Source organism: Novispirillum itersonii, assembly GCF_014205675.1.
Taxonomy (GTDB): domain Bacteria; phylum Pseudomonadota; class Alphaproteobacteria; order Rhodospirillales; family Rhodospirillaceae; genus Novispirillum; species Novispirillum itersonii_A.
In genome coordinates this window covers 49,725-66,345 of the sequence record NZ_JACIIX010000007.1, presented here as the reverse complement: position 1 = coordinate 66,345, position 16,621 = coordinate 49,725, and the positions used below count along the sequence as shown (strand labels likewise).

General features: G+C 66.6%; 14 protein-coding genes and 2 tRNA genes. 9 read left to right on the top strand and 7 right to left on the bottom strand.

The features are described from left to right. Positions 1-1,347 carry an aminodeoxychorismate synthase component I gene (gene pabB / locus FHS48_RS10525; protein WP_184263523.1) on the top strand — a complete coding sequence of 449 codons (1,347 nt, stop codon included), beginning with the start codon at positions 1-3 and terminating at the stop codon, positions 1,345-1,347. A 106-nt stretch (positions 1,348-1,453) separates the two neighbouring features. Here the strand turns inward: pabB and FHS48_RS10520 are convergent, their stop codons facing one another. The 4 genes from FHS48_RS10520 to FHS48_RS10505 all read right to left on the bottom strand — a co-directional run bounded on the left by FHS48_RS10520 (position 1,454) and on the right by FHS48_RS10505 (position 4,973). Further along, positions 1,454-2,563 carry a hypothetical protein gene (locus tag FHS48_RS10520; RefSeq protein WP_184263522.1) on the bottom strand — a complete coding sequence of 370 codons (1,110 nt, stop codon included), beginning with the start codon at positions 2,561-2,563 and terminating at the stop codon, positions 1,454-1,456. A 211-nt stretch (positions 2,564-2,774) separates the two neighbouring features. After that, positions 2,775-3,587, bottom strand: coding sequence for a metal ABC transporter permease (locus FHS48_RS10515; RefSeq protein WP_184263521.1), 813 nt, complete (start codon positions 3,585-3,587; stop codon positions 2,775-2,777). Beyond that, positions 3,580-4,467, bottom strand: coding sequence for an ATP-binding cassette domain-containing protein (locus tag FHS48_RS10510; RefSeq protein ID WP_184263520.1), 888 nt, complete (start codon positions 4,465-4,467; stop codon positions 3,580-3,582). Before FHS48_RS10510 ends, FHS48_RS10515 begins: the two co-directional genes overlap by 8 nt. Further along, positions 4,464-4,973, bottom strand: a complete 510-nt coding sequence (locus FHS48_RS10505) for a Fur family transcriptional regulator (RefSeq protein WP_184263519.1) — start codon at positions 4,971-4,973, stop codon at positions 4,464-4,466. The genes FHS48_RS10510 and FHS48_RS10505 overlap by 4 nt, the downstream gene beginning before the upstream one ends. A gap of 182 nt (positions 4,974-5,155) precedes the next feature. On the opposite strand from FHS48_RS10505, the gene FHS48_RS10500 reads away from it, so the two are divergent. The 3 genes from FHS48_RS10500 to FHS48_RS10490 all read left to right on the top strand — a co-directional run bounded on the left by FHS48_RS10500 (position 5,156) and on the right by FHS48_RS10490 (position 6,587). Continuing rightward, positions 5,156-6,133, top strand: coding sequence for a zinc ABC transporter substrate-binding protein (locus tag FHS48_RS10500; protein WP_184263518.1), 978 nt, complete (start codon positions 5,156-5,158; stop codon positions 6,131-6,133). A gap of 176 nt (positions 6,134-6,309) precedes the next feature. Further along, a tRNA-Arg gene (locus tag FHS48_RS10495) sits at positions 6,310-6,386 on the top strand. Between the two features lie 124 nt (positions 6,387-6,510). Next, positions 6,511-6,587 (top strand) — tRNA-Arg (locus FHS48_RS10490). 124 nt (positions 6,588-6,711) lie between these two features. Here the strand turns inward: FHS48_RS10490 and FHS48_RS10485 are convergent. Next, the gene (locus tag FHS48_RS10485) at positions 6,712-7,965 is read right to left on the bottom strand and encodes an aspartate aminotransferase family protein (RefSeq protein ID WP_184263517.1); all 1,254 of its coding nucleotides are present in this window, start codon (positions 7,963-7,965) and stop codon (positions 6,712-6,714) included. A gap of 5 nt (positions 7,966-7,970) precedes the next feature. Next, a complete protein-coding gene (locus FHS48_RS10480) occupies positions 7,971-9,035 on the bottom strand; it encodes a phosphotransferase (RefSeq protein WP_184263516.1) in 1,065 nt (354 codons plus the stop codon). Positions 9,036-9,213: 178 nt separating this feature from the next. Between FHS48_RS10480 and FHS48_RS10475 the strand changes: the two genes are divergently transcribed. Continuing rightward, positions 9,214-9,888: a GntR family transcriptional regulator gene (locus tag FHS48_RS10475; protein WP_184263515.1), complete on the top strand. Its 675-nt coding sequence runs from the start codon at positions 9,214-9,216 to the stop codon at positions 9,886-9,888. Positions 9,889-9,901: 13 nt separating this feature from the next. Here FHS48_RS10475 and FHS48_RS10470 read toward each other — a convergent pair whose 3' ends face one another. Continuing rightward, a complete protein-coding gene (locus FHS48_RS10470; protein ID WP_184263514.1) occupies positions 9,902-11,395 on the bottom strand; it encodes a carboxypeptidase M32 in 1,494 nt (497 codons plus the stop codon). A gap of 81 nt (positions 11,396-11,476) precedes the next feature. Between FHS48_RS10470 and elbB the strand changes: the two genes are divergently transcribed. The 4 genes from elbB (at position 11,477) to FHS48_RS10450 (ending at position 16,608) form a co-directional block, all read left to right on the top strand. Then, on the top strand, positions 11,477-12,163 hold the full coding sequence (gene elbB, locus FHS48_RS10465) for an isoprenoid biosynthesis glyoxalase ElbB (protein ID WP_184263513.1): 687 nt from the start codon (positions 11,477-11,479) through the stop codon (positions 12,161-12,163). 211 nt (positions 12,164-12,374) lie between these two features. Then, positions 12,375-14,225 (top strand): GGDEF domain-containing protein, encoded by a 1,851-nt coding sequence (locus FHS48_RS10460; protein WP_311769120.1) that lies wholly within the window; start codon positions 12,375-12,377, stop codon positions 14,223-14,225. Between the two features lie 183 nt (positions 14,226-14,408). Beyond that, on the top strand, positions 14,409-14,666 hold the full coding sequence (locus tag FHS48_RS10455) for a hypothetical protein (RefSeq protein WP_184263511.1): 258 nt from the start codon (positions 14,409-14,411) through the stop codon (positions 14,664-14,666). Between the two features lie 40 nt (positions 14,667-14,706). Further along, complete coding sequence (locus FHS48_RS10450) at positions 14,707-16,608, top strand: cyclic nucleotide-binding domain-containing protein (RefSeq protein WP_184263510.1); 1,902 nt, start codon at positions 14,707-14,709, stop codon at positions 16,606-16,608. Positions 16,609-16,621: the final 13 nt, after the last annotated feature.

Here is a 16,621-nt window from a genome sequence, read left to right as displayed (position 1 = left end):
ATGAGCGTGCATCCGATTCCCTATTCCGATCCGCTGACAGCCTTCGCGCCCTTCGCCGGGCAGGACGGGGCTGTCCTGCTCGACTCCGCCGCCACCGCCGGGGGACGCGGGCGCTGGACCTATCTGTGCCTTACCCCGCAGACGGTTCATCTGGATCCGGCAGACCCGTTCACCACCCTGACCGACGCCCTGCGCCCCCTGTCCCCGGCGCAGGATGCCGCTGACGGCCTGCCGCCGTTCCGGGGCGGACTGGCCGGGTGGCTGTCCTATGAGGCCGGACGGCATCTGGAAGCCCTGCCGGTCCCGAGGCCGGACGACCTCGGGGTGGCCGAGACAGCCTTTGGCGTTTACCCGGTGGTTGCCGCCTTTGACACGGCCCGGCAGCAGGCGATGGTTCTCGGCCTGCCGGGCTTTGACGCCGCCGCCGCCGCACTGGCAACCCGGCTTTCCGCCCCCCTTGCGCCGCTGCCGCCCCCGGCCACCGCCACGGTGCCGATGCGGGCGGAACTGTCCCGGGATGAGGCGGCGCGCCGGATCCGGCAGGTGATCGACTATATTTATGCCGGGGATATTTTTCAGGCCAACTGGACCCAGCGCTTTCTGGCGGAGGGCCTGCCCGCCGGGGTGACGCCGCTCGACCTCTACCGCCGTCTGCGCGCCCTGTCCCCCGCCCCCTTTGCCGCCTGCCTGAGCTTTGGCGGGGCCCATGTGCTGTCGGCCTCGCCGGAGCGGTTCCTGCGGGTTGATCCCGACGGACGGGTGGAGACCCGGCCGATCAAAGGCACCCGCCCCCGGGGCACCACCCCGGAAGACGATGCCCGTCTGGCCGCCGAACTCTGCGCCAGCGAGAAAGACTGCGCCGAAAACCTGATGATCGTTGACCTGCTGCGGAATGACCTGTCGCGGGTGTCGCAGGTCGGGTCCGTCCGGGTTCCGGTGCTGAACGGTCTGGAAAGCTTCGCCAGCGTCCACCATTTGGTGTCGGTGGTGGAAAGTCGCCTGCGCCCGGGCGACTCTGCGGTGTCCCTGCTGCGGGCCAGCTTCCCCGGCGGCTCGATCACCGGGGCCCCGAAGATCCACGCCATGGAACTGATCCACGCGCTGGAACCGGCCCGGCGCGGCCCCTACTGCGGGTCGGTATTCTGGATGGGGCCGGACGGGGCGTTTGATTCCTCGATCATCATCCGCACACTGGTGATCGGCGGCAATGGCCGTATCGCCGCACAGGCGGGCGGCGGCATCGTCGCCGACTCCGAGCCCATGGCGGAAGTGGACGAAGCCCTGACCAAAGCCCGCGCCATGATCCGCGCCGTCAGCGGACAGGATACGCCGCTGCCCCCGGCCTGAAGCACGGCGCAGACTCCCCTCTCCAGGACTCAGTGATCAGTCAAACAAAAACCCCCGCATCACCGGGATGCGGGGGTTGAGTGTCGCTGTCTGAAGCGTCCGCCGATCAGCGGACGTAGAGATGGACTTCGTTGGAGGAGGCCCCACCGCTGGACATCGCCGACATGCGGATGCGGTCCGCCCCGACGCCCATGTCGGTCAGGGAGCGCATCACCTGCTCGGCACTGCGGCGGGCATTGGCGGCGGCCATCGCCGACTGCCCGGCCCCACCGGTGGACGGACTGACCGCCACCAGATCGAACACGGCATTCGGGCGGCGTTCCACCGCACGGGACACAGCCTGATACAGCTGCTGTTCATAGGACACATTCGGGCGGTCGAAGCGGATCACCACCAGCGGGCGGCGGTCCCCGGCCATCCCCTGCGGGGAGACAAGGCCGGTATCCTGCGACACCGCGTTGCCGCGGATCATCGCCTGATTGCCGATCGACGCCCCGTAGAGCTGGCCATTCTTCACGCCCAGCGCCAGAGTATTGAGGTTGGACCGTTCGTTGCCGATGTAGCCCTGCTGGCGGGAAATATCCTGCGACAGTTCCGACAGCAGACGTTCAATCAGCACCACGGTCTGGTTTGTTTCCACTTCCAGCGTCTGGAGCTGGCGGTGGTCTTCATCAACCGCCCCGCTGAGGCTGTAGGCGGCACGGATGCTGTCCAGCAGGTAGACGGTCATCGCGCTGTCAGAGGAAACCGTGGTCGCCAGCTGGTTCAGCGCGGCGACATCCATGTTCAGCCGGTCCAGCTGCGACTGGGCGCGGGACCACTGATTGTGCAGCTCCGGATTGCCCGGAGTGGTGCCGACCTGAAGGCGGGCATTCACCGACGCCACGGTCTCGTGATAGACGCGGCTGTCGTTGATGGTCTGCATCCGCAGCGACTGGAGCTGCTGGTTGCGCTGCCGGATCACACCCTGCAAATTGGAAAGTTCGGCCCGGAAGGTCTGCACCTTCTGGCCGACAAAGGTTCCGGTCGGCTGACCCGGGGTGACAGACTGCGGCACAAAGCTGCTGCTGCCAAGGCTGGGCGGCTGATCGAGGGAGCTCGACTGGATGCCGGGCTCGCCGCCGAGGGACGGGAACAGAGCATCGTTGGCGAAAGAACACCCGGCCAGCGCCATGGTCACGCCGAGAACCAGAACACGCGACTTCGACAGCGACATCGAATTCCCTTTTGTTTTGCCGCCTTTAGTCCCGGCGTACCTCCCCGGGCGGCGGACGGAGCGCCGGGAAACGACGGGTTAAATTGATTCGGCAAGGACTTGGCGGGACAAATCCCCCCGCACGGTGGAGGGGAGTGTACTGAAAGGGGATGCCCGTAACAAGCCGCAATTATGCCATGGATTATGACAAGGACGCGGGGGTTTCCCGCTCCTATGCCTTCCCTGTTTTTCGTATGACCATTGTCGCAGAAAAAATCAATGCCGCAGTCGCAACAATCGCCGGACCGGCAGGCAAATCCCACGTCAGGGAGGCCCCGAGACCACCGCTGACGGCGGTTACCCCGATCCCGGCGGCCAGCACCGCCATCTGCTCCGGCGTCCGCGACAGGCCACGCGCCGCCGCCGCCGGAATGATCAGCAGGGCGGTGATCAGCATCACCCCGACAATCTTAACCGCCACTGCGATGGTCAGCGCCATCAGCAGCATGAAGGCCAGCTCGGCCCGGGCCACCGGCAGCCCTTCCGCCTGCGCCAGATCGCGGTGCACCGTCGCCGCCAGCAACGGCCGCCAGACCGCCGCCAGCACCCCCAGCACGGCGGCGCAGCCGAGCCAGACCTGTAACAGGTCGATGCGGTCAACCGCCAGAATATCGCCGAACAGCAGGCCATGCAGATCAATCCGCACCGCCCCGAGGAAGGCCAGCGCGATCAGCCCGAACGACAGGGCGGCGTGGGAAAAAATCCCCAGCAGGGCATCGCTGCCCAGCCGCTTCTGCCGGGCAAAGGCGGTCAGGAACGCCGCCATGATCAGCCCGGTGGCGACAATGGTCGCCTGCACCGGCACCCGCAGCACCGTGCCCAGCGCAATGCCCAGCAGGGCGGAATGGGACAGCGCATCACCAAAGTAGGCCATCCGCCGCCAGATCACGAAACAGCCGAGCGGCCCGGCCGCGACGGCCACCGCCAGACCGGCCAGACCGGCGCGGACCACAAAATCATCCAGCAGCCCGGCCATGTCAGTCATGAGAATGTCCTCCGGCACAGCGGGAACCGGCCCCGGAGGGCGGGGACAGGGGTGGGGGCGGAAAATGGGCATCGTGCGATGGCAGGGAACAGGGATCGTCCTGCCCCGGCGCATGGCCGGAATGGTCATGCCCGCAGGACACCAGTCCCGGCTGTACCGTCCCGTCCGGACCGTGCACATGATGGTGGTCGTGGCTGTACAGCGCCACATGCCCGGCGGCCTCGCGCCCGAACAGGCGCTGATAGGCCGGATCCTGCGCCACCGCCTCCGGGTGGCCGACACAGCAGACGTGGTGATGCAGGCAGATCACCCGGTCGGTGGCCGCCATCACCACATGCAGGTCGTGGGAAATCATCAGCACCCCCATGCCGTGGCGGCGGCGCAGCCCGGCAATCAGGTCATACAGATCCAGCTGACCCCGGAAATCCACGCCCTGCGCCGGTTCATCCAGAATCAGGATATCCGGCTGCCGCAGCAGGGCCCGCGCCAGCAGAACCCGCTGCATCTCGCCGCCGGACAGGGTCTGGACCGCCGCCTCGGTCAGGTGGGCCGCCCCGGTTTCCCCCAGCGCCGCCTGCACCGCCGCATCCCCGGCCCGCTGCCCCAGCGTCATCAGCCGACGCACCGTCAGCGGCAGCAGGGATTCCGTATGGAAGCGCTGCGGCACATACCCGATGCTCAGGCCGTCCGTCCGGCGGACCTGCCCGGCGTCCGGGCGGTCCAGACCGACCAGAATGCGCACCAGCGTGGTCTTTCCGGCCCCGTTCGGTCCGACAATGGTCACGATCTCGCCCTGCCGGACCTCCAGATCGACCGCATCCAGAATCAGCCGCCCGCCATGGCGGACCGAGACCCCGTCCGCCCGCAGCAGCGCCGTCATGGTGCGCCCCCGGAACAGGCGGGGCAGATCCCCTCGACCTCGACCACCGGGGCCTGCACCCGGAACCCCAGCTCCGCCCCGGCAGCCCGGATCGCGCTGTCAATGTCCGGCGACCGTGTTTCCGCCACCTGCCCGCATTCCCGGCAGATGAAGAACTGGGCCCCATGCTCGCCGCCGATATGGGCGCAGCCGATAAAGGCGTTCAGACTGTTCAGCCGGTGGGCCAGACCATGCTCGATCAGGAAATCCAGCGCCCGGTATACCACCGGCGGTGCCGCCTTGCGGCCATCGGCATTCAGCCGGTGCAGCAGATCATAGGCGCTGACCGGGCGGTGATCGGCCCACAGCAGATCCAGCACCTCGCGCCGGGCCTGCGTCAGCCGCGCCCCCTGCCGGGCACAGACATCCTCCGCCCGGCGCAGGGCATCGTGGCGGCAATGGTCATGATCATGATGCGGGGGCGGAAACAGCCCTTCTTCATCGGCAGACGGCGGTACAGGCGGCATCGAGGAATCCCGGCGGCAAGGGTCAGGCAACAGCCGGTGGCCTCCCGGTCAGGTCTGCCGGGCTTGCCATCGCGACTGTTATAACATAACATTCTTCCAGTGTAGCACACATCCCCGGCGCTGACGAGGCCCCAGCCCCAACGCCTTCTCTGCCTTTCCTCCCTGCCGTAAGGACCCCCTGCATGTCCCGCCTCTCCATCACCCTTGCCGCCACCGCCCTGTCGGCGACCCTGACCACCGCTGCGCTGGCCGACACCACTCCGGTCGTTGTCACCAGCATCACCCCGGTCTATGCCCTTGCCGGAGCCATTATGGACGGGGTCGGCGAGCCGGTCCGCCTGATCCCGCAAGGCCAGTCCCCGCATACCCATACCCTGAAACCGTCCGATGCCCGCGCCGTCAGCAAGGCCGATGTCATCTTCTGGGTCGGGCCGGAACTGGAAGCCGCCCTGCCCAAGACCCTTGCCACCGCCCCGAAAACCGCACAGGTGGTGCCCCTGCTGCGGTCGCTGGGCGACGCCGCCCTGCCGCTGCGCGACGGCGAGAACTGGGAAGGCGGCCATGACCACGATCACGGGCATAGCCATGGGCACGACCACGGCAAAGCCAAAGGTCACGATGACCATGACCATGAGGAGGGCGGGCTTGACCCCCATGCCTGGCTGGACCCGCAGAATGCCAAGGCCTGGGCGGCCACCATCGCCGCCACCCTGTCGGCTCGGGATCCGGCGCACGCCCCGCAGTATGCCGCCAATCTGGCCAAAACCGAACAGCAGCTGGCGGCGCTGGAAAGCCGCCTGAGCCAGATGATGGCTCCGGCGGCAGCCCAGAAGGTTCTGGTGTTCCATGATGCCTACCAGTATCTGGAGCGCCGCTTCGGACTTCAGGTGATCGGGGCCCTCACCATCGACCCCGACCGCGCCCCCAGCGCCAAGCACATCAAGGCCCTTCAGGCCAAAGTGCAGAAAGACGGCGTGTCCTGCCTGTTCGCCGAACCGGAGTTCCCCGATGCCCTGCTGCGGACCGTCGCGCAGGGTGTGACGGCCAAAGTGATCAGCGTCGACCCCGACGGCGGGGCCCCCGGCAAGGGCTTTGCCGCCTATGAAGCCGCCATGCTGGGGGTTGCCCAGTCCATCAGCACCTGCAAGCCGGGAGCCTGAACCATCTGGTGTTCCGGGATGCCGCTGTCCGGCGGCGGCATCCCGGGATCCGACAAAAATCTTTCATGATGCTGCATTTTTCTGTTGCAGAGGTCCGCCGGGACCAATATAAAGCCGGTCCTCGGCCGAGACGATCGGCAGGGTCGGCAGCGATGCCGGATAACAGATACCTCTGTGCGCCCGTAGCTCAACTGGATAGAGCACTTGACTACGAATCAAGAGGTTGGAGGTTCGAGTCCTTCCGGGCGCGCCATTCCGAGGGCCGGAGCCTAAAGCTCCGGTCTTTGCTTTCCCCCTCTTCCGGCACCGGCCGGATCCGGGCGAACCATCGGAACAGCGCAGGGTCTGTTGTCTGCCGTCTGTCGGGTTACCTCTGTGCGCCCGTAGCTCAACTGGATAGAGCACTTGACTACGAATCAAGAGGTTGGAGGTTCGAGTCCTTCCGGGCGCGCCATTCCGAAAGCCGGAGCCTAAAGCTCCGGCTTTCGTCTTTTCCGGCACGTCCCAGTGCACAATCCCAAAAAAATATCCCCCGGACCCGCCACGGCCAGACCGGGGGACAACGACAGGCAGACGGGTTACGCCAAACGGGTCAGCACCCGGTCCAGCGCCGTCACCAGTTCCGTCACATGCGGGGCCTTGAACGCCAGGGGCGGACGGATCTTCAGGGTGTTGGAGGCGATGCCGCAGACGCCGATCAGAATGCCGTCCCGGGCCATCTCGTCCATCACCGCCTTGGCGAGGGCCGTTGCCGGGGCCTTGGTGCCCCGGTCCGTCACCAGCTCCACCCCGTGATACAGACCGATGCCCCGGATATCGCCAACCACGGCATGGCGGCGCAGGCCGTCCAGCGCTGCCGCCAGATCAACCCCCAGCGTCGCCGCATGATCGGGCAGGCCTTCGCTCTGGATGGTCGACAGCACCGCCAGCCCGACCGCCGCCGACACCGTATTGCCGCCGAAGGTATTGAAGTAGCGGGACCGCGCGCCGAAGACATCCAGAAGATCTTTCCGGGTCACCACGCCGCCGACCGGATGGCCGTTGCCCATCGGCTTGCCCAGCGTCACCAGATCCGGCACCAGACCGGGCTGATGCAGGAAGGTCCACAGTTTTCCGGACCGGCCGAAGCCCCCCTGCACCTCATCGGCGATAAACAGCCCCCCGGCGGCCCGGACCGCCGCCACCGCCGCATCGAGATACCCGACCGGGCCGACGTGAATACCGTCGCTGGCGAAGGTGGTGTCCACCAGCAGGGCCGCCACCTGCACGCCGGACCGGCGCAGATCCTCTGCCGCCGCTGCCACCGCCGCCCCGAAGGCGGCCCCGACATCGCCCGACTGATGATAACTGTCCGGGGCCGGAACCGTCCGCACCTGCGGGGCGGTGCCGATCCCCAGCGACGGCGACATCCCGGCCAGCAGCGCCGTCACCCCGTGATAGGCATTCTCGGTCACGATCACCCCGGTCCCGCCGGTCACCGTCATCGCGATGCGCAGGGCCAGATCATTGGCCTCGCTGCCGCTACAGGTGAACATGGCGTGGTTCAGCGGATCCGGGAAGGTGGCGGTCAGGGCCTCGGCATAGCGGAGGATGGTGTCATGCAGATAACGGGTGTGGGTGTTGATCAGCCCAGCCTGCCGGGTCAGCGCCTCCACCACCGCCGGATGGGCATGCCCCAGCACCGGCACATTGTTATAGGCATCCAGATACCGCCGCCCGGCGACATCAAACACCTCCACCCCGCTGCCGCGCACCAGCGCCAGCGGCTCGGCATAAAACAGCCGGTAAGCCGCACCCAGAACGCTGCGCCGGTCCAGAAGCGATGCAGTCATCTTTCTTACTCCTCTTCGCCCCGGTAAAAGGCGGTCCAGTTGATGGCGGCGCGGTTCTTCCACACCGGATACAGGGTATTCAGCAGGGTCTGCGCTTCCTGACTGCTGCGCAGGATATAGGCGCTGTTGTCAGGGAACAGGTCGGCCCGCCAGCGGGTGATCAGGATCCGCCCCATCAGCCGCGCCAGCACAAAGTCCAGCAGCAGGTCGCATTCTTCCGGCAGCAGCGGCATTACGGCATCGAAGGCGGCGGCCACCACCCGCAGGTTCCACAGCGGATCCTCCCCGGCAATCTGATAGGAGGCCGCCACCGCCAGCTCACTCAGCAGCGGGGCGTGAATCATGTCGCCGAAATCAACCACACTCAGCAGGCCGCCGGTAAAGCCCGGCGGGAACAGCAGGTTGCTGCGCGACAGGTCGTTGTGGATCACCTGATGCCGCAGTCCGGCAATCCGTGGACTGACAGCGGTGATGAAATGATCGAGGAAAGTGGCAACCTGATCGCGCGTCACCGACGGCGGCAGACCATCCACCAGCGGCAGCAAGGCGCCGATCTTGCACAGGTCCCACAGGTTCAGCCGCCGCGCCGCCGGATGGTCAAATCCGGACAGGGCCCGGGTCACCTCTCCGGCGGTCCGCCCGACAGCCCGCCGCTGAAGGTCATCAACCGGACGGACCGACAGCGGCTCTCCCGGCAGATAGGTATAGCAGCGGGCGCGGACCGACAGGCCCGAGGCTGTCCGCGTCCGCAGGATCATCGCGCCGTCTTTGGTCCGCCGGGCCGTGGGCAGGGTCAGCGGCCCGGCCTGTGCCGCCAGCGCATTCAGCACCTGCGCCTGCATTTCGGCCTCGGCATCCGGTTCCAGCGGGTTGATCACCTTGAACACCACGGCGGACCCATCGGCGGATGTCAGCACAAAATTGGCGTCCCGCTCCCCGGTCAGCCGCCGCACCGCGCCGGAGACGCCATAATGCTCCGCCACCAGCGCCGCCGCTTCGTCCTCCGTCACCGCCGGGGGCGGTGTTTCAAACAGCGGCCGGGCGTCATCAAGCAGGGACACAGCAGGCATCGGCACACACTCCGGCAGGGGTGGGGAAGTCCAGACCTCCGTTTTGACATATGATGCATCATATTTCAATTCGGCAAATTCCACCGCGCCGAACTGGTGCCCCGGGCGGAACTGCGGTACACCCGAAGCAAGATCCGAAAGACCCGCCAAAGATCCGCCAGAAACCCTGAGAGTGCTGATGACCGACGGCCTGCCCCCCATCGCCTACGAGACCCTGAATACCCGGGTCTACAGCACCCTGTGCGATGCGATCATCAAGGGACAGTTCAAACCCGGGGACCGCCTGAAAATCCGCGATCTGGCACAGCGGCTGGGTACCAGCGTCACCCCGGTGCGCGATGCGATCCTGCGGCTGACCCATGACGGGGCGCTGGTCTTTCTGTCTCCCCGTGATATCCGGATTCCGGTGCTGGGGATGGATCAGTATCTGGAGATCCGCAACATCCGCCTGCGGCTGGAGGCTCTGGCCGCCGAGACTGCCGCCCGCAAGGCAACGCCGGAGGATCTGGACCGGCTGCGCACCCTGATCACCCGCAATGAACAGGCCATCGCTGACGGCAATATCCCGCTCGGGCTGGAACTGAATCAGGCCTTCCATTTCGAGCTGTCGGTGATTGCCCGCATGCCGGTGCTGTTCAACACCCTGCGGCGGATCTGGCTGCAAATGGGGCCGCTGGTGGCCGGGGCGTATGGCCCGGGAGGCCGCGACATGATCGACCACCATTACCCGGTGCTGGACGCCCTGGAACGCCGTGACCCTGATGCCGCCGCCACCGCCATCATGCAGGATATCCTTGGCGGCGGTCAGATGATTCTGGCGCAGGTCAGGGCATCGGACTCCACCGCGCCCTGACCGGCCCCGGATCTCAGCCGCCGAGGTAGCGGCGGCGCAGATGCGCCTTGAACACCCCGGCATCCAGAGACTTGCCGGTGGCCTGACGGATAATCTCATCGGTGGACAGGCTGGAGGCCTTGCTGTGGACATTCTCCCGCAGCCACGCCAGCAGCGGGGCAAAATTGCCTGCCGCCAGCGCCTCCGGGATTTCCGGGACCGCCTGCAATGCCGCAGCATACAGCTGCGCCGCCGTCATCGCCCCCAGCGTATAGGTGGGGAAATAGCCGATCGCCCCGTCGTACCAATGAATATCCTGCAACACGCCCAGACGGTGTTCCGGCACCGGCACGCCCATAAGGGACTCGAAGCCGCTGTTCCACGCCTCCGGCAGGTCAGCCACCGTCAGGGAGCCGTCGACCAGTGCCTTTTCCAGCCGGTAACGCAGGATGACATGCAGCGGATAGGTCACCTCGTCAGCATCGACACGGATAAAGCCACGGCGGACCCGAATCGCCCGGCGGTGGAAGGCCTCCGCTTCCCACAGGGAGCCTTCGCCCTTGAAAGCATCCTTGATCAGCGGGGCGGCAAAGCGGAAAAAGTCCTGCGAGCGGCAGGCCTGCATTTCCATCAGCAGCGACTGGCTTTCGTGCAGGCTCATCCCCCGGGCCCGGCCGACCGGCTGGGTCCGCCACGCCACCGGCAGGCCCCGTTCATACATGCCATGGCCGGTTTCGTGCAGCACCCCCATCATCGCCGGGGCAAAGTCATCACGGGTGTAGCGGGTGGTGATCCGCACATCCCCCGGGGTGCCGCCGCAGAACGGATGCGCCGACACATCCAGACGGCCATGGCTGAAGTCAAAGCCGATGGTCTGCATCAGCCGCCGCCCCAGCTCCTCCTGCGCCTTCAGGTCGAAGAGGCCCTGCGGCCCGTCGCCCTCCGGCCCCTGTGCCTCCAGCACCTCGTTCAGGAAACCGGGCAGGAAATCGGCCAGATCGGCAAACAGGGCATCAATCGCGGCGGACGACCCGCCCGGCTCATACTGGTCCAGCAGGGCATCATAGGGCGACACGCCCAACGCCTCCGCCTTGGCCTGCGCACTCTGCCGGGTCAGCGACACCACGGTTTCCAGCGCCGCCTGCACCTGCGCAAAATCCGAGGACGGACGGGCCTGCCGCCAGATCTGCTCACAGGCCGACCCGGCCCGGCTGAGGGCTTCCACCAGATCGGCGGGCACCGCCGTGGCGTGGGCGTGCAGGCGACGCATTTCCGCCAGATTGGCCTGCTGCCACAGATCCAGCGTCTTCGGGTCGGCGGCGGCCAGCCACTCACCCACCTGCGGGGCGGTCATCAGGTCGTGGGTCACGGCGGCCAGCGCCGCCAGCTGGTCGCCCCGGTCCTCCGCCCCGCCCGCAGGCATGATCACCGCCGAGTCCCAGTGCAGCATCCCCTGCGCGGCTTCCAGCGCGCTGATCCGGGCAAACTGCTTTTCAAGGGCGGCATAGGCAGAGGCGGGGGTGGTCATGGGTCTGTTTCCGTCACGGTGGACCATCGGGGTCTTCATAGGTAGGCTGGATACAGGTCATTGAAAAGAGGAAGCTGTCTGATGTCCGAGTCCCGGTCTGCTCACACCGCCCCGCGCGTTGCCGTCGTCCTGTCCGGCTGCGGCGTCTACGACGGTGCCGAAATCCACGAATCGGTGCTGACCCTGCTGGCGCTGGACCGGGCGGGGGCGCAGGCCCAGTGCTTTGCCCCGGACCGTCCGCAGCATCACGTCATCAACCACCTGACCGGGGCAGAACAGACCGATGCCCCCCGCAATGCACTGGTCGAATCGGCGCGCATCGCCCGGGGCAAAATCCTGCCGCTGGCCGACTACCGGGCGGCGGACTTTGACGCTATCGTGTTCCCCGGCGGGTTCGGGGCGGCCAAAAATCTGTCGTCCTTCGCCTTTGACGGCGTGGACTGCACTGTTGAGGCCGATGTGGAGCGGGCCATCCGCGAGACCCATGCCGCCGGGAAACCGATCGGGGCCCTGTGCATCAGCCCGGTGCTGCTGGCGAAGGTGCTGGGCGACGGCATCAGCCTGACCATCGGCAGCGATGCCGGGGCCGCCGGGGCGGTCACCGCCATGGGGGCGGACCACCGCATCACCGGCCATGGCGAGGTGATCGTCGATCCGGTCCGCCGGGTTGCCACAACGCCCTGCTACATGCTGGATGCCACGCTGTCGCAGATTGATGACGGTGCCCGCGCCGTGATCCGGGCGGTGCTGGAACTGATCGAGCGCTGATCCGCTGCCGCATTCCGGCCCTTTGATGAAGTTTTGGTTGCAATACGTCCCCCGGCGTTGACCCGCCCTGCCCCCGGCCTTTAATCCAGACTCTCCCATGTCCGGCCACACCACCGCGGCATGGGCCGTGTCGGGGCGGTGCGGGGAGGAACGCGGGATGTCCCGGAAAACTGCTTCAGAAGAAACTCCGGCTCCAACAGGCCGGGATACTGTGTCGATAGCCACTCCGCCCGCCGAATCTGACCTGGCCATCGGTGACCGGGCGACAGCCCACTGGCGGGCGATTCAGGCGGCGGTCACCGTCAGCCTGCAACCGGTGATCAGCATCCATTCCGGGCGCTGTGTCGGCTTCGAGGCGCTGCTGCGCGGCTATGACCGTCTTGGCTATGCCAGTGCCTCCGGGCTGCTGGATGCCGCGCATGGGCTGGGCGTGCTGCTGGACCTTGAACAGCTGCTGCTGGAACGGGCACTGGACCTGTTCACCGGCGGACCCGATCACCGGGAACAGAAGCTGTTTCTCAACATTGATGCCCGCAGCCTGCCGGAAGCCCGCCCTCTGGCCGCCCTGATCACCCGGATGCTGCGGGCCAGCGGCCTCAATCCGGTCAATCTGGTGATTGAGGTGTCGGAACGCCATCCGGTCGCCGATCTGTCGCAGGTGGCCCCGGCCCTGTCGGTGCTGCGGCAGGCGGCGGGGGGAATCGGCCTTGATGACTTCGGCGCGGGTTATTCCGGCCTGCCGCTGCTGTATTCGGCCCAACCCGATTACATCAAGATCGACCGCTTTTTCATCGCCAATGCCGAACAGGACACCCGCAAACGCGCCTTCCTGACCCATCTGGTGACGCTGGCGCATCTTCTAGGGGTGCAGGTGATTGCCGAAGGCGTGGAGTCGGACCGCGAATATATGCTGTGCCGTGATGCCGGGTGCGATCTGGTGCAGGGGTTCGGCATCAGCCGCCCGCTGTCGTCCCTGAGTGATATCGCCCCGATCCATGACGGGGTGCGGATCCTGAACGCCCGCGACCGCCGCAACCGCGAATCCGACATCAAGCTGGTGTCGGCCCAGATTGAGGTGATCCCGCCGCTGTCTGACACCGCCAGCCTCGACGAGGCCTTCGAACGCCTGCGCACCGGCAGCACCACCTTCCTGCCGGTGGTGTCAGCCTTGGGCGAACCGCTGGGCCTGCTGCGGGAAAAAGACCTGAAGGCCTATGTCTATTCCCCCTTCGGCAAGGATCTGCTGTCCAACAAAGTTTACGGCCGGGGGCCGCGTCACTTTCTGTGGCCGTGCCCGACCGCCGAGGTCAGCGCCCGGGCTGAAAAGATTCTCGAAATCTTTTCCTCCGACGAGGAGTCGGAAGGCATCATCCTGACCGAGGATGGCCGCTACGCCGGCTTCCTGTCGGCCCGATCCCTGCTGCGGATCCTGAACGAAAAGAATCTGGCGGTGGCGCGGGACCAGAACCCGCTGACCAAGCTGCCGGGCAATGCCGTGATCAACGACCACCTGACCGAAGCACTGGCCGACCGCGACACCGCCTATACCATCGCCTATATCGATTTTGACTTCTTCAAACCGTTCAACGACAGCTACGGTTTCCGGCAGGGGGACCGTGCCATCACCCTGTATGCCGACATCCTGCGCAAGGACCTGCCGCGCGACCTGTGCTTCATCGGTCATGTCGGCGGCGATGATTTCTTTGCCTCGATCCGGCAGGCGGAGTGCGCCGACGCCGTCAAACTGGTCCGCCATACCCTCGACCGCTTCTGTGAGGAGGTGGAAAGTTTCTACGATGAGGACTCCCGCCGCCGGGGGTATATCCTCGGCAAGGACCGGGAGGGGAAAGACGTGCGCCTGCCATTGCTGCGCGCCTCCGCCGGGGTGCTGCATATTTCCAGCGGACAGTCGATCGGTTCCATCGATGAGGTGTCCGGCATTTTTGCCCGGTTGAAAAAGCAGGCAAAGGCCAGTGCATCGGGGATGGCGGTGGCAAAACTGGGGCCGCCGGGATCCGGTGATCTGTGCTGCCCGGAGGCCGCACCGGCCACACCGGCGTAACAGCAGGGCACAAAGACGGGGCTATCTCTCTCAGGGATCACGCTTTCCGTTGCCCAACCGGCCGGATGCAGCTTATGTAGAAGGGAATGACTGTCGATCCGGTCCCGGCCCCTGCCGGTACCGGCTTCCGGCCGTGGGCATCCCCCCGCCCCGGAATGGCACCCTGACCACGGAGAAACGCCGGTGGAAAACCGAGAGCACTTTCAGGAAATCAACGCGCTGGTCGCCTCGATCGCCAAAGCCCTCGGACAGGATGACAAACAGGTGGCCACCGGGCTGGAAAGCGGTGCCATCACCCTGTCTCTCGGCGAGGATGAGAACGGCAACCGCTATATCGAAGCCCGCTGCGGCGATCAGACCGCCAAGGTCTATCAGGGGGCGATCCGCTATGCGGACGGCGTTGAACCGCCGACCGATCCTGATGCCCCTACCGCCGGTTAACCCTGCCCCCTCCCTGACACGCTGACGGAGAACCATATCGGTGCGGACCGAAACCCGCCAATACGAAGCAGGAGCCGTCATCTTCCGCGAGGGAGAGGACAGCGACGCCGCGTTCATGATTGAAAGCGGCCGGGTTGAACTGCTGAAAGGCGGCCGGGGCGGGGTACAGGTGCAGGTCGGGGAACTGGCCAACGGCGATCTGTTCGGCGAAACCGGGGTTCTCGACAACGGCCCGCGCAATGTTATGGCCCGGGCCCTGACCGATGTCATCGTCCGGGTGATTCCCCGTTCGGAATTCCTGCGGGCGATTCAGGATGATCCGGCCACCGCCCTGAAGGTGATGACCCGTCTGGCCCGCCGCCAGCGCGATGCGGACGAACGGCTGGCCGCAGGCGGGGCTGAGACAAGCGCCCCGCTGACCGCCAAGACCGGCACCGCCAGACCGGCCACCCCGGGAACCGCGCTGGTCACCGCCCCGCTGAAGGATCCGCCACCGATCCCGCCGCGGCCGATGATCACCCCCGGCCCGGCCATGGCCCGGCGGGCCGGGCTGCTCGGGCGGCTGATGGATGCCATTGCCCCCGGGGCCGCCACCAAACTGGTGAAAAAGCGCCCGCCGGTGGTGGCCGTCACCCCGCTGTCGCTGGAAGCCCAGTATGATCAACGTCCGTTCCTGATCACCCAGCTGAACGCGCTGGACGGCATCGAGGTGCGGCCGACCACGGCCCCGCTGTTCACCGCCAACGACCCGGTCCCCGATTTCAACAGCACCAGCCTGCACGCCAAGGCCCGCGCCCTTCAGGCCGAGGAAAAGGCCGACGTGCTGATCTGGGGCGGCGAGGATGCCGAAGGCCGGACCATCACCCTGTTCTTCAGCAACGGTCAGCCACCGATGTATGACCGGCTGGGCGGCCTGCCGCCGGATCAGCCGCTGGTGGTCCCCGCCGACTTTGACGAAAGCTGGGCCCCGCTGCTGCGGGCCTGCGTCGCCGTTGCGCTGGGGGATGAGACCGGGCTGGTCGCCACGCTGGCAGCCGAAGCGCAGGACCGTGTCAGCACCCCTCACCCGACCCTGTCGATGGAAGAAGGGGCGATGACGATGGCCGTTTACGGCTATCTGGCCGTCACCATCGCCGGGCATAGCCGCCGGGGCGACTGGCTGGAACGGGCCGTGACCGCCTGGCGCGATGCCCTGGCATGCCTGCCGAACGCCAATGACCGCCGCGCCAGCCGCCTGTCGATGGCCCTTGGCATGGTGTTGCAGGGGCAAGGGGAAAAACACGCCGACGAGCAGGTCCTGCTGGAAGCGGTGAAGACCTACCGCGACGGGCTGAAAGGGGTCAACCGCGATACCGACCCCCGCCTGTGGGGGCAGCTTCAGTACCGACTCGGCGGATCGCTGTTCCGGCTGGATCTGCTGACCGGTGACGAGGAAGCCCTGCGGGAATCCCTCGTCCGCTTCCGCGAGGCCACCGCTGTGGTCAGCCGGGCCGATGATCCGTGGCGGTGGTCGGAACTGACCCATGCCATCGCACAGGCGATGCAGGTGTGGGGCGATCACCACAAGAGTCTGGATATCCTTGCCAAGGCCACCGACCTGTGCCGGGCAGCGCTGGAGGTGCGGACCGCCGAAACCGCCCCGCATCTGTATGCCGCCACCCGTAACAATATGGGGTCCGCCCTGTTCCTGATGGCCAAACACAGCAACGACCCGGAATACATGCGGCTGGCCGCCGTCGCCTTCCGCGATGCGCTGGCCGTGCACCGGGCCACCGGGGCAGGCGGCGCCCTGTACAAGACCATTGAGCGCAACCTGTCACGGGCCGAGGAACTGCTGCGGCGGGAAGATACCCGGCCGGTGGCCCAGCCCTCATGGGCCGCCGAGTCCCCTTACCGGGTCTCCATGCAGGAAGAGGATGATCCCGGCATGATCCGGCTGTAACCGCCGGATCATG